The organism is Nonomuraea sp. NPDC052116 (assembly GCF_040680035.1).
Taxonomy (GTDB): Bacteria; Actinomycetota; Actinomycetes; order Streptosporangiales; family Streptosporangiaceae; genus Nonomuraea; species Nonomuraea angiospora_A.
The window spans coordinates 145,975-158,517 of record NZ_JBFAWA010000032.1; the positions used below are offsets into that span (position 1 = coordinate 145,975).

A 12,543-nucleotide genomic window follows, 5' to 3' on the forward strand; every position below is an offset into this window, starting at 1 on the left:
CCACACACGTCCATCACCGAGGGGGTGAACTGCCAGTTTGCGGAAATTTCCGAAATATGTCAATGAATCGTAGAAAGCTATCGGCCCTGGAGGCCGGTGCCAACCGTAATAATCTGCCATTACTTGGGGAAACTCTCGCCGAAATATTTCGACACTTGTGAAACTTGCGCAGCGTGAGTTGATACGTAGATTTCCGGATGCTTCACACAGCGGTTGTGCCGGAAGGTGGGTTCATGCGCGCGCTGACCGTGTTCCTGTCCAGCCTGCTCCTTGCCACGACGCTCTCCGCCCCCGCCGGGGCGAAACCGCTCGCCCTGACGTCCGAGGTCGTCTTCCAGCGGGCCGACTTCGCCACCGGCACGTACGAGGGCACCACGGCCGGCGACGGCCTGTCGTTCGGCACGGCCGCCGGCACCGTCTCCTACACCGACGCGCTCGGCACCAAGAGCTGGGAGTACGCCCGCTGGACCGGCCCCGAGCGGACGATCGGGTTCGACGCCACCGAGCTGATCGCCTCCTGGACCGCGGACGTGCCCCCGGGCAGCTGGATGCAGGTCGAGGCCCGGGCCAGGAACGCCGAGGGGCTGACCAAGTGGTTCTCGCTCGGCCGCTGGTCGTACGCGGAGGGCGACATCCGCCGCACCTCCGTTTCGGGACAGGGCGACGCCGACGCGAACGTCTCGGTGGACACGCTGGTCGCGGCGGCGGGCAAGCCCATCACCGCCTACCAGCTGCGCCTCACCCTCTACCGCGCGCCCGGCTCCGCGGTCACGCCACGCGTGCGCACCTCCGGCGTCATGGCCTCCAACGTGCCCGAGCGCAAGACCGTGCCGGTCAGCCCGGGCGGGGGCGCGTGGGGGACGGAGCTCGCCGTGCCGCGCCGCTCCCAGAACGTGCACCAGGGCCACTACCCCGAATGGGACGGCGGCGGCGAGGCCTGGTGCAGCCCGACCTCGACCACCATGGTCCTCGGCTACTGGGACAGGTGGCCGAGCGCGCAGGACACCTCCTGGGTCGACCCCTCCGACCCGAACCCCGAGGTCGACTACGCCGCCCGCTACACCTACGACCACGCCTACCAGGGCGCCGGCAACTGGCCGTTCAACACCGCCTACGCCGGACGCTACGGGATGGACGGGTTCGTCACGCGGCTGCGGTCGCTGACCGAGCTGGAGCAGCTGATCAAGGCGGGCATCCCGGTCATCACGTCGCAGTCGTTCAAGAAGGGCGAGCTGCCCGGCGCCGGCTACGGCACCAACGGGCACCTCATGGCGATCGTGGGCTTCACCTCGTCGGGCGACGTGATCGCCAACGACCCGGCGTCGTCCGGCAACGCCGCCGTGCGGCACGTCTATCCCCGGGCGGCCTTCGAGAACGTGTGGCTGCGGAGCTCCAGCAGCGGCGGCGTGACGTACATCATCCACCCGCCCGGCCACGCGCTGCCCGCCACGACGCCGGGGCTGCCCGCCAACTGGTGATCCCCGGCCCCGGGTTCTCGACGGAAGGTCGGAAAGGTGCGTACTCTGGCAACCGGGAGTTGTCGGGGGATCACGAGGCGCGCTCGGAGTGGCGCCTCCTAGTTCGTGCCGCCCGCCGACCTTCCTCGCCGTGGAGCGCCGGATGACCGACGACGAATTCGCGACCGTCGAGAGGCCCCGACCGCGCTGGAACGGTCCACCCCTCCTGCTGTCGTCCGGTGGCGCCCGCGTCCTGGTGGCGGGCACGGGGACGCATCGGCCCGAGTCGCCGCTGCCGGCCGTGCCCGCCGTGCCGGCGACGGTCGCGGACGTCGGGCGCTGCCTGGTCGAGCGCGGTGGGCTGGTGCCGGCCCACCTGACCGTACGGCTGGACCCGGCGACCCCCGCCGACCTGGGGCAGGCGCTGGACCGGCTGGCCCAGGAGGCGACGTCCGTCCTGATGTTCTACTACGTCGGCCACGGCCTCATCGGCCCGGACAACGAGCTGCACCTGGCCACCCGCGCCACCGTGGACCTCGGCCGGGGCGCGCCCGGATACCAGGCGCTGCCGTACGGGGTCGTGCGCCAGATCCTCTCCGCGTCGCGGGCCGAGCTCGTCGTCGTGGTCCTGGACTGCTGCTTCGCCGGCCGCGCGCGCGGGGCGTCGTCGCAGGCGGTGGAGCGGGTGTTCGACTCGATGTGGCAGGGGGCGTACCTGCTCACGTCGTCGAGCAGGGACGAGAACTCCTGGGCGCTGCCCGGCGTCCGGCACACGGCCTTCAGCGGCGCGCTGCTGCGGCTGCTGAACGCGGGTGACCCGGCGGGGCCCTCGGCGTTCACCCTGGACCACGTCTACCACAGCCTCGCCCGCAGGCTCCCCGACGCCGGTTTCCCCCGGCCCCGCCGCCAGGCCACCGACCTGGGCGATCGCCGCGCGTTCGCGGTCAACCCGGCCTACGTGGCCCCGCGCTCCCGGCCGGTCCCGCCGGTCGCGGAGCCCGGCGACGAGGCCGGCCCGTACCGGGGACTGGCCGTGTACGGGCCCGAGGACGCGGAGGTGTTCTTCGGGCGGCAGGAGCTGACCAGGTCGCTGGTGGCGCGGGTGCGGGAGGTGTTCGGGAGCGGACGCCCGCTGATCGTGACGGGTCCTTCGGGGGCGGGGAAGTCGTCGGTGCTGCGGGCCGGGCTGATCCCGGCGCTGCGGCACCAGATGGCGGAGGAGCTGTCGTGCGTCGTGCTGGCCCCGGGCGCCGATCCGTCGGCGGAGCTGGCCCGCAGGCTGCCCCCGGGCGGCCGGCGGTTACTGCTGGTGGTGGACCAGTTCGAGGAGGTCTTCACCGCCTGCGCGGACGAGCGGGCCAGGCGGCGCTTCGTCGAGGAGCTGGTCGCGCTCTCCAGCTCGGCGGCCGTGGTGGCCTCCGTCCGGGCCGACTTCTTCGGGCACTGCGCGTCGTACCCGGGGCTGCTGGAGGCGATGCAGCGGCCCGCGATCGTCGGGCCCATGACCGTGACGCAGCTGCGCGCCGCGATCGAGGGCCCGGCGGCGCGGGCGGGGCTCTCGCTGGAGCCGGGGCTCACCGACCTGCTGCTCGAAGACGTCGGAGCCGGTGACGTGGAGCACTCGGGCGGCGTGCTGCCGCTGCTGTCCCACGCGCTGCTGGCCACCTGGCAGCGCCGTACGGAGCGAACGCTGACGATGGCCGCGTACCGGGCCTCGGGCGGCATCGCGCGGGCGCTGGCCACGAGCGCCGAGGAGACGCTGCGGCACCTCGGCGCGGACGTGGAGCCGATCGCACGAGACCTGCTCGTACGGCTGGTGCACCTCGACGAGCAGACCGACGACACGAGGAAGCGGGTGGCCCTGGCCGACCTGGCTCCCGCGGGCGTCCCGCGGCGGGTCCTGGACGAGTTCGTGCGCACGCGGCTCCTCACGGTGAACGAGGACGAGGCGGAGATCGCCCACGAGGCCCTCATCCGCGCCTGGCCCAGGCTCCGGAACTGGATCGAGACCAACCGGGTCGACCTGCTCGTCCGCCAGCGCCTGGCCGAGGACGCGGAGACGTGGCAGCGGCAGGGCCGGGACCCGGCGTACCTGTACGCGGACAGCCGCCTGGCGGCGGCACAGGCTGTTGCGCAGGGCGCGCGATCGGCGACCGAGCAGGCGTTCCTCGACGCGGCGCTGCGGCGGCGCAGGCGGCGGACCTGGATCGTCCGCCAGGTGATCGCCGCCCTCACGGTCCTCCTCCTCGCCGCCGTGACCGCTGGCGTCCTGGCCCTGCGGCAGACCGCCGAGGTGACCAGGCAACGCGACCAGGCCGTCTCCACGCAGGTCGCCGACTCCGCCAACAGCGCCGCCGACGCCTCGCTCGGCGCCCAGCTCTCCCTGGTCTCCTACCGCATCGCCGACACCCCGGAAGCCCGGGGCGCGCTGCTCGGCACGCTCGCGCACCCGGTCGGCGCCCGCCTGATCGGGCACCGGGGCCCGGTCGAGTGGGTGTCCTACCGCCCCGACGGCCGCATGATCGCCACCGCCTCCAGCGACGCCACCGCCCGGCTCTGGAACGTCTCCGACCTCGCCCGCCCCAAGGCAGTGAGCGAGCTCAAGGGCCACGCCGCGAGCGTGGTGCGAGCGGTGTTCAGCCCGGACGGGCGGGTGCTCGCGACCGCGTCCGTGGACCGGACCGCCCGGCTCTGGGACGTCTCCGACCCGGCCAGGCCACGGGTCCTCGCCACGCTCACGGGCCACACGAACAAGGTGAGCTCGGTCGCGTTCAGCCCCAAAGGAGGCGTCCTGGCCACCGTCTCCTTCGACGGCACGACCCGGCTGTGGAACATCACCGACCCCGCCCGACCCGCCCAGATCGCCCTCCTGCGGCAGAAGTACGTGCTCAACGACGTCGCCTTCAGCCCCGACGGGCGGCTGCTGGCGACCGCGGCGGGCGACGGGAGCACCACGATCTGGGACGTGCTGGACCCGGCGCGGCCCGGCGACCCGACGGTGCTGAGCGCGCCGGACGGCGGCAGCACCTGGAGCGTGACCTTCGACCCCGCCGGCCGCCGGCTCGCCACCGCCTCCACCACCGGCACGCTGTACCTCTGGGACGTCACCGCGGCCAAGCGCGTCGGCAGCGCGCGGGGCCGGGGCTCCTTCGTGTACGACATCACGTTCAGCCCCGACGGCAAGCTGCTGGCCAGCACCGACACCAACGCCTCCGTCACCCTGTGGGACGTCTCGAACCCGGCGGAGCCGCGGCGCACGACCGCCCTGACCGGGTTCGCGAACACGGTGACCGCCGCCGCGTTCAGCCCGGACGGCCGGACGCTCGCCACGTCGTCGGCGGACAGCATGGCCAGGCTGTGGAACGTCTCCGACCCCGCCCGCGTCTCCTACCGCGCCGGCCTCGGCGAGCACACCGGCCCCGTCAACGCGCTCTCGATCTCTCCGGACGGCCGGATCATGGCCACCGCCTCCGGCGACAAGACCGTCAAGCTCTGGGACGTCTCCGACCCGGGCCTGGCCAGGTCGCTGTCCACGCTGTCCGGTCACACGGACATCGTCCAGACGGTCCGTTTCAGCGCGGACGGCCGCATGCTCGTCAGCGGCTCCTCCGACCAGACGGCCAAGCTGTGGGACGTCTCCCGGCCGGCCACCCCGAAGCTGCTGGCGACGATCAGGAAGCACGTGAACGTCGTGGAATCCGGCGCGTTCAGCCCGGACGGGCGGACGGTGGTGACGACGTCGCGGGACGGCCGCACCTACCTGTGGGACCTGACCGATCCCCGGGCCCCCAAGCTGGTCTCCTCGCCCGGCGACGCCGACAACTGGCTGAACGCCGCCATGTTCAGCCCCGACGGCCGCATGCTCGCGATCGGCTCGGGGACCGGGGCCATCCGGCTCTGGGACGTGTCCAGGCCCGCCACTCCGCGGCTGCTGGCCAACTACCCCGCGCACACCAACAGCGTGCTCGGGCTCACGTACAGCCGGGACGGCAGGACGCTGGCGTCGGTGGGCTCCGACGGGACGGCCCGGCTCTGGGACCTCACCCACCCCGAGCGGCCGGCGCAGGTCGCGGTCCTGCTGGGGCACACGGGCGCGGTGGACAGCGTGGCCTTCACCGCCGACGGGCGCAGGCTGGCCACGGGGGCGCGTGACGGCACCATCCGGATCTGGAACCTCGCCGACCGGGCCCGGCCGGTCACGTGGGCGGTGCTCGCCGGGTCCAACTGGGTCAACGGAGTGGCGTTCACGCCGGACGGGAACGTGCTGGCCAGCGCGTCGGGCAACGGGACGGCGCAGCTCTGGAGCATGGACGTGGAGCAGGCGCGGCAGCACGTCTGCGAGGTGTCCGGAATGATCATCACCCGGAGCGAGTGGGCCCAGTACGTGCCCGGGCTCCCGTACAGTCCGCCCTGCCAGGCCGGGTGACGCCGGTCGTGGAGATCGCGCGTCTTGCGCCCGCGGATCTCCCTGGCCATAGACTTCGGTGAGATGGCGTAATCTCCCATGATCCACCCGCACTGCTCCGTCTGCCGAAAACCGTGAAGGGCCGACCTTGTCGCGAAAAGTAAGCACAAAAGGCGTGCTCACCGACGACGAGCGTGTCACGATCCGCGACGTGGCCGCCCGGGCAGGCGTGTCGGCCACCACGGTCTCCAGGGTGATCAAGGGTGACTACCCGGTCGCCCAGGCCACCAGGACGCGGGTGCTGCGGGCGATGCGCGACCTCGACTACGTGCTCAACGTGCACGCCCGCGCCCTGTCGGGGGCGAGCACGAAGACGGTGGCGTTCGTGCTGGACGACGTCACGGGGCCGTCCTTCGCGTACGTGGCCAAGGGCGTCGAGCAGCAGGCCACCGCCGAGGGGCGGCTGTGCATGGTGTGCACCACCCACGGCGACCCGGCCAGGGAGCTGGCCGTCGTGGAGGCGATGCGCGAGCAGCGGGCCGACGCGGTGATCCTGGTGGGGGGCGGCTCGCTGGACGACACGTACCGCGAGCGCATGTCCCACTTCGCCCACGCCCTCGACAAGGCGGGCTCCCGGCTGGTGCTGTGCGGGCGGCCGCCGCTCGGGGACGACGTGCCCACGACCGTCGTCGAGTACGACAACGAGGGCGGCGCCTACGCCATGACCAGCCACCTGCTGTCGCAGGGCCACCGGCACATCGCCCTGCTCGGCGCCTCGTCCCCCGCCGACCGCAGCACCACGAAGGTCGACCGGGAACGCGGGTTCGTGCGGGCGCACGAGTCCTTCGGGGTGCCGTACGACCCTGACCTGGTCATCCCGGCGGGGTTCGGCCGGGCCGACGGCTACGAGGGCACGCGCCGGCTGATCGCGCTCGGGACGCGGTTCACCGCGGTGTTCGCGGCCACCGACATGGTGGCCATCGGGGTGCTGGCGGCGCTGCGGGAGGCGGGGCTGCGGGTGCCCGACGACGTGTCGCTCGTCGGGTACGACGACATCCCGTTCGCCGCCGACCTGGAGCCGGGGCTGACGACAGTGCACATCCCGACGGAGGAGCTGGGACGGACGGCGGTCCGGCTCGCGCTGAACCGCGAGGAACGCCAGCACGTGGTCCTCGGCACCCACATCGTCGTCCGCAACTCCGTCCGCCCTCCGACCCGAACCCAGTAGGTGGGCCGGGGCCCACCCGCCCGTTGCCCGTCTGGGTGGTTCACCGACTGATGCCTCCCGGCGGGGGCGCAAACGGCCGTCTTCGGAGAACTCTCGTGCGCCTGGCGCCGCTGCGAGTCAGGCACCACCGACGGCCACCGCAGCCTGACGTGCAGTGCTGAACAGGGACACCGTGAGAGAGGCGGCAATGGACCAAGGCACCCGCGGCGAGCTCATCAGTCGGCTGGCCGAGGCGATCAGGTCCGTCACGACCGCGCACCCGCTGCGGGTCGCCATCGACGGGCCGCCCGCCGCCGGCAAGACCACGCTGGCCGACGAGCTCGCCGTCGTCCTGCGCGCGCAGGACCGCGACGTCATCCGCGCGACCATCGACGACTTCCTCTTCCCCCGCGCACAGCGCTACCGACGCGGCCAGTACTCGGCCGAAGGCTGCTACTTCGACGCCCACGACCACGCCGCGCTGTGCCGGGTCCTGCTCGACCCGCTGGGCCCAGGCGGAGACCGAAGGTTCCAGCACGCGGTCTACGACAGAGACGCCGACACCCCATCGTCCCCACCGGCCACGACCGCCCCCGCAGACGCCGTACTGCTCTTCGACGGCGTCTTCCTCCTGCGCCCAGAACTCATCGACCGGTGGGACCTGCGCATCTTCGTGTCCGTCCCATTCGAGCAGACGGTAGATCGCGCCCGGGACCGAAGCACAGCGCCGGCCGGATCCACCGCCGACACCGCCGAAATCGAACGGTCCTGGCGCAACCGCTATATCCCCGCCCAACAGCTCTACTTCGCCTCAGCCCGCCCGACCGACCACGCCGACATCATCGTGTACAACGATCAGCTCCAACGGCCCGCCTGGGAAGTCCGACCACACTCATCGACCTCGTCGGTTTGCCGCCATCACTACCGGGACCCCGACGCGTCATGAGAGGGTCGACTCCTTCGGCGCTGGGTCGTCGGTCCAGCCCAGCCGCTTGATCACATACCCCGAGGACCCGTCACCCTCCTGGATCGCGAGCAGTTGCCCGCTGTCCCGATCGATGATGATCTGCTGACGGGTGGGCGCTTCGCCGTAGGTCAGCGCGACCCCGGTTCGGCCGTCGATGTCGGTGACGTCGTTCTCAACCCGCACACCCGGCAGGCCGGCGAGCACGCGGTAGAGCGCGGCCCTGGTGGCGGGGGTGCTCTCGACGTCGAGAAGGAGCCACTTGCTCGCCCCCCACAGCCACGCCTCTGGGGCCTCCTTGTCGTTGGCCCGCAGCATCTCGGCCTTGAGCGCCTCAGGTTCGGTGGGCAGTTCCGTCACGGGCTTGGTCGTCATCTTCAGCGGGGTGAAGTAGGTCTTTCCCGACAGGCAGCCGTCACACAGGTCAGGCGAGCCCGCCTCCTTCCACGCCTGTTCGTCAGCGGGCGTGAGCGGTTTGGCGGAGACGCGTCCGCGCTGTGTCCGATACCCGCGTTCCCGGCTCGCCCACAGCACGTCCCTGACCCGCTGCTCGACGGTGAAGGTCGCGGTTCTCCGTCGCGCCACCTGCACCATCTCCCGCCGCCACCACGCCCCGGTTCCCGGGGGCTGGGCGGCCAGCCGGTCGGCCGCTGCGGCGAGCACCGCGTCCGCGTCCGGCGCCGCGACCGTCTGGACGTCCGTCCCGCCCAGGAGTGGCACCGCCACGAAGCCCCCGGCCATCACCGCGCTGACCGCCACCGCCGCGAGCATCACCTTGGGCCAGACCGGCAGGCGCCGCCTCCGGGAGGCGCCCGGCATCCGGGCGCGGGCGGCCGTCACCGTGGCATGGTCGGCGGGCGGCACCTGCGGCATCACCTCGTCGATGAGCTGGAATTCCTTCATCACACCTCAACTCCCAACGCGTCACGAAGCTTGGTTCTGGCCCGGCTGAGCCGGGAGGCGACGGTGCCGTAGGCGATGCCGAGCGCCGCCGCCACCTCGTCGTAGGTCAACTCGCCGTAGGCGATGAGCAGCACCACGTCGCGTTCACCGCGCGACAGCCCGGCCAGCGCGGCCGAGAGTTGCTGTACGGTCACCCGCGCCGCGACCCGATCCACCACCCGCTGATCGTGGCCGTCCTCGTCGGCAGGCGGCCCCGACCTGGCCAGTGCCCGGTATCGCCGCAGCTCGGCACGTCGGTGCCGGCCGATGAGTTTGGTGGCGACGCCGTACAGCCAAGGTCTGATGCCGCCTTGGGCGGCGTCCAAGCTGTCGCGCCGGCGGAAGGCGATCAGGAAGGTCTCGGCGGCGAGGTCCTCGGCGACGTCAAGCTCGAGGCGGCGGCCGATGTAGCGGCGAATCTCCTCGTAGTGGGTATCGAAGAGGACGGAGAATCGCTCGGGATCGGCGACCTCTCCGTCGAGGAACGTGGTCATGCATGGTCTCTCTCGCCGGGAATGTCTGACACCAGTGATTGCCCGGTCGCGGCCAACCCTTCCATGTGAGTTTCACAGCCGCGCAGCGATCATCTCGGGCGTGAGGGCGTCGACGGCGTTCACGATCTGGGGTCCTGGACTGGTGGGGCAAAACCAACGAGGTTGCTGCCGACCTGCTGAGACTTCTTGGGAAACACGATCACCGGACGGCGAGCCAAGATCTATCCATGCAGGTCAGACCTACCGGTACCCCCTACCGTCACCGACCCGCAGCCTTCACCCGGGATCTCATGCTCACGGTGGCGTCGCACACGAAACCGGACACGCCCAACCCACCCGTCGGTCAAAGATCAACCCTGTTTTCGCTGCAAAGTGCGACGAACTGTTTCCGCCTTCCTCCTGAGTTCCGTATCAGTAGCCGCGCGTGCCACCCGTTCTTTGGGTAACGCGCCGCGTCCTGGATCAGAGGCGGATGTCGGCGGCGATCGGTAGGTGATCGCTGCCCGTCCTGGGCAGCGATCGGATCTTGGTCACGGTCATTCCGCGGGTCAGGATTTGGTCGATGCGCGCCAGCGGGACGCGCGCCGGCCAGCTGAAGGCGAAATCGCGGGGTGGAGCTGCCATCAGCGAGGCGACCGGGCGCAACCCCCGGTCGTCCACGGTGCTGTTGAGGTCGCCGAGCAGAAGGATGCGATCGACCGGCTCGGCTGCCAGCACGGCGCCGAGCCGGGAGGCGCTCTCGTCCCGGCGTACGGAATCGAAGCCCTCCAGACCGATTCGCACCGACGGCAGGTGAGCGACGTAGATCGCGATGTCACCCTGCGGGGTGCGGGCTACCGCGCGCAGGCCGCGGTTCCAGTCTGGGCCGACGCCGTGCGGACGAATGTCCACCAGAGCCGCCTCGGCGAGGGGGTAGCGGGACCAGAGTCCGACCGTGCCGTGCACTGTCCGATACGGGTACTCGACGCCCAACGCGGCGTCCCAGGTCGGGCGCGCCGCCGGCACGAGCTCCTCCAGGCCGATGACGTCCGGCCGGGCCGCGATCAGCTTGCGCGCGGTGCCGGCGGGGTCGGCGTTCTCGTCACTGACGTTGTGCTGTACCGCGACCAGGTGATGTGGCTGGTCCCCGCGGGGCAACAGGTGCCCGCCGAACTGGGCAAGCCAGGCGGCGGTCGGCACCAGCGCGGCCAGCGCGCCCACCATGGAGCGCCGCCACCAGGCCAGGCCGAGCAGCACCGGGACGGCCAGCGCGAGCCACGGTAGGAACGTCTCGGCCAGGCTGCCGAGGTGACCGATCCCATTCGGCACGGATCGGGGGAAGGCGATGACGGTCGCGGTCAGCGCCGCGAGTGCGACCAGGAGTAAACGGAAGATCGGCACGGCGAGATCCTCGCAGGCTTTGGTGTGCTTCGAATCCCCTCTTGATCATGTCGCGCATATTCACTGCTCCATGGCCATCCGATGGCAAGGCCCTCCGCAGGTGGGTCCCGCTCACCTAAGAGCCTGCTGGCAAAGGCTTAAGTGCTCGTGGGCATGGGTCCGTAGAGGGCTGGTCCGATCTTGTTGATGTAGCCCTGGTGGGACCATTGGGACAGCTGGACGCGGAAGCTGTTGACGTTCTCGATGCCGAGGATGGCGGCCAGTTCCTTTCCTCTCCAAGCCCGCCAGGGCTGGGTGGCCAGCAGTTGCAGGACCCTGCCGCGCCGGTCGGGACTGGTGAGGGCTGGCAGTGGGGGCGGGCCGGTCCAGCGGCTTTGAGGTGGCTGGCCTGCCAGTTCGCGGGTCAGGCGGCGGGTCATCTGGTGCACGGTGGCCCACCAGATCATGGCTCGTGGTGTTCGGGCTTGCGTTTGTAGATCCGCACCAGCCGCCGGTAGCGGGTCAGCCAGGCGAAGGTTCTCTCCGCCACCCATCTACGGGGCAGCACGAGGAAACCGCGCAGGTCGTCGGAACACTTGACGATCGTGACAGCCAGGCCGAGTACCTGCTTGGCCCAGGTCACCATGCGTCCGGTGTAGCCACCGTCGGCCCACACCAGCGCGATGGTGGAGAACTTCTCCCGGAGCAGGGCCAGCAACGGGTGGGCGCCGTCCCGGTCCTGGACGGATCTTAGCGGCCCTGACGGTCTGGGAGTCGATGCACCCGGCCGTCGGCAGCTCGCAGCGTCCGGCCAATACCCGCAGACGGCCGCGCAGCCGGCCGGCCAGCTGTTCGGGCAGACCACGCCGGGACCAGCGCAGGAAGAAGGCGTACACCGCCTGATGCGGAGGCAAGTCCACCGGCAGGGCTCGCCACTCGATCCCGTACCGGGTGACGTAGCTGATCGCGTCGAGGGTCGCACGCAGGTCATGGACCATCGGCCTGCCGGTGGTTGCGACCAGTTCGGCCATCACCGCCCGCGCCTCGCCTTCGAGCACCGCCCATTCGGCGTCGGTCAGGTCCGACGGATACGCCGGTTTCCGGCCGCGACATCGGCACCCCGGTGAAGCGCAATCGCTGGCGCCTGGGGGCGCGGGCGTGTAGACAGACAACCACGGGCTCCTGGTTGCCGAGTTGCGTAGACAACACCTCAGCTATCAGGAGCCCGCTCCTGTTTGCGGCACATCGCTCGAAGATGGCCTCGACCAGGGCATCCCCAGCCTCAGCCCTTGCGACCAAAATCGTTAGTCAGCAGGCTCTTAGACGCCTTCCTGGCACACACCGGCCTGATCACAGACCGGAGATCGACATGACACCCGGAACTTTCACCCTCTGTAGCGGGCAGGAGAAAAGCCCTGCGTCACACGGCCGCCTACATGACGGCGATCATCGTCGACAGCTCCATGGTGTCGTGCCTCGCGTGTGCGTGGGCGGCTCCGGCGGCCGCGTCCGCCAGCGTCGGCCATCGCCGTTCGCTCAGCATGTGGTCAGGCTGGAAGCCCACGGCGGTGAATCGATAGCAGCCCAGCTCGGCGACGTATCCGGCGGTCCCAATCAGCACCTTGCCCTCGAGGTGCACTTGGGCGCCGCGCCGGTCGTAGCGGATCGTGTAGTTGTAGGCGGGCCAGAGCCAGTCCGTGACCCTGACGCCTCGC

General features: G+C 70.9%; 10 protein-coding genes and 1 pseudogene. 4 read left to right on the forward strand and 7 right to left on the reverse strand.

Going from position 1 to position 12,543, the window contains the following annotated elements; translation table 11 throughout:
* The first annotated feature begins 233 nt into the window (after nucleotides 1-233).
* The 4 genes from AB0L65_RS45530 (at nucleotide 234) to AB0L65_RS45545 (ending at nucleotide 8,015) form a co-directional block, all read left to right on the forward strand.
* The gene (locus AB0L65_RS45530; protein WP_364259646.1) at nucleotides 234-1,478 is read left to right on the forward strand and encodes a C39 family peptidase; all 1,245 of its coding nucleotides are present in this window, start codon (nucleotides 234-236) and stop codon (nucleotides 1,476-1,478) included.
* Nucleotides 1,479-1,620: 142 nt separating this feature from the next.
* Nucleotides 1,621-5,883: a hypothetical protein gene (locus AB0L65_RS45535; RefSeq protein ID WP_364259649.1), complete on the forward strand. Its 4,263-nt coding sequence runs from the start codon at nucleotides 1,621-1,623 to the stop codon at nucleotides 5,881-5,883.
* Nucleotides 5,884-6,037: 154 nt separating this feature from the next.
* Nucleotides 6,038-7,090 carry a LacI family DNA-binding transcriptional regulator gene (locus tag AB0L65_RS45540; protein WP_364259652.1) on the forward strand — a complete coding sequence of 351 codons (1,053 nt, stop codon included), beginning with the start codon at nucleotides 6,038-6,040 and terminating at the stop codon, nucleotides 7,088-7,090.
* Nucleotides 7,091-7,277: 187 nt separating this feature from the next.
* Nucleotides 7,278-8,015, forward strand: coding sequence for a cytidylate kinase family protein (locus AB0L65_RS45545; RefSeq protein ID WP_364259655.1), 738 nt, complete (start codon nucleotides 7,278-7,280; stop codon nucleotides 8,013-8,015).
* Here AB0L65_RS45545 and AB0L65_RS45550 read toward each other — a convergent pair.
* The 7 genes and pseudogenes from AB0L65_RS45550 to AB0L65_RS45580 all read right to left on the reverse strand — a co-directional run.
* Nucleotides 8,010-8,936 (reverse strand): CU044_5270 family protein, encoded by a 927-nt coding sequence (locus AB0L65_RS45550; RefSeq protein ID WP_364259658.1) that lies wholly within the window; start codon nucleotides 8,934-8,936, stop codon nucleotides 8,010-8,012. The genes AB0L65_RS45545 and AB0L65_RS45550 overlap by 6 nt on opposite strands.
* Nucleotides 8,936-9,469, reverse strand: coding sequence for an RNA polymerase sigma factor (locus tag AB0L65_RS45555; RefSeq protein WP_364259661.1), 534 nt, complete (start codon nucleotides 9,467-9,469; stop codon nucleotides 8,936-8,938). Before AB0L65_RS45555 ends, AB0L65_RS45550 begins: the two co-directional genes overlap by 1 nt.
* A gap of 462 nt (nucleotides 9,470-9,931) precedes the next feature.
* Nucleotides 9,932-10,849 carry an endonuclease/exonuclease/phosphatase family protein gene (locus tag AB0L65_RS45560; RefSeq protein ID WP_364259664.1) on the reverse strand — a complete coding sequence of 306 codons (918 nt, stop codon included), beginning with the start codon at nucleotides 10,847-10,849 and terminating at the stop codon, nucleotides 9,932-9,934.
* Nucleotides 10,850-10,986: 137 nt separating this feature from the next.
* Nucleotides 10,987-11,295, reverse strand: coding sequence for a hypothetical protein (locus tag AB0L65_RS45565; RefSeq protein ID WP_364259667.1), 309 nt, complete (start codon nucleotides 11,293-11,295; stop codon nucleotides 10,987-10,989).
* Complete coding sequence (locus tag AB0L65_RS45570; protein ID WP_364259670.1) at nucleotides 11,292-11,693, reverse strand: transposase; 402 nt, start codon at nucleotides 11,691-11,693, stop codon at nucleotides 11,292-11,294. The genes AB0L65_RS45565 and AB0L65_RS45570 overlap by 4 nt, the downstream gene beginning before the upstream one ends.
* Nucleotides 11,686-12,000 (reverse strand): annotated as a pseudogene (locus AB0L65_RS45575) (transposase); the annotation flags it as partial. The pseudogene AB0L65_RS45575 and the gene AB0L65_RS45570, both read right to left, overlap by 8 nt.
* A 260-nt stretch (nucleotides 12,001-12,260) precedes the next feature.
* The coding region (locus tag AB0L65_RS45580) for a hypothetical protein (RefSeq protein ID WP_364259673.1) at nucleotides 12,261-12,543 on the reverse strand (283 nt) is incomplete at its 5' end.

Excerpts from the sequence above, each read along its gene's own strand:
- AB0L65_RS45530 (WP_364259646.1), top strand. The coding sequence starts at position 234 with ATGCGCGCGCTGACCGTGTTCCTGTCCAGCCTGCTCCTTGCCACGACG.
- AB0L65_RS45535 (WP_364259649.1), top strand. The coding sequence starts at position 1,621 with ATGACCGACGACGAATTCGCGACCGTCGAGAGGCCCCGACCGCGCTGG.
- AB0L65_RS45545 (WP_364259655.1), top strand. The coding sequence starts at position 7,278 with ATGGACCAAGGCACCCGCGGCGAGCTCATCAGTCGGCTGGCCGAGGCG.
- AB0L65_RS45550 (WP_364259658.1), bottom strand. The coding sequence starts at position 8,936 with ATGAAGGAATTCCAGCTCATCGACGAGGTGATGCCGCAGGTGCCGCCC.
- AB0L65_RS45555 (WP_364259661.1), bottom strand. The coding sequence starts at position 9,469 with ATGACCACGTTCCTCGACGGAGAGGTCGCCGATCCCGAGCGATTCTCC.
- AB0L65_RS45565 (WP_364259667.1), bottom strand. The coding sequence starts at position 11,295 with ATGATCTGGTGGGCCACCGTGCACCAGATGACCCGCCGCCTGACCCGC.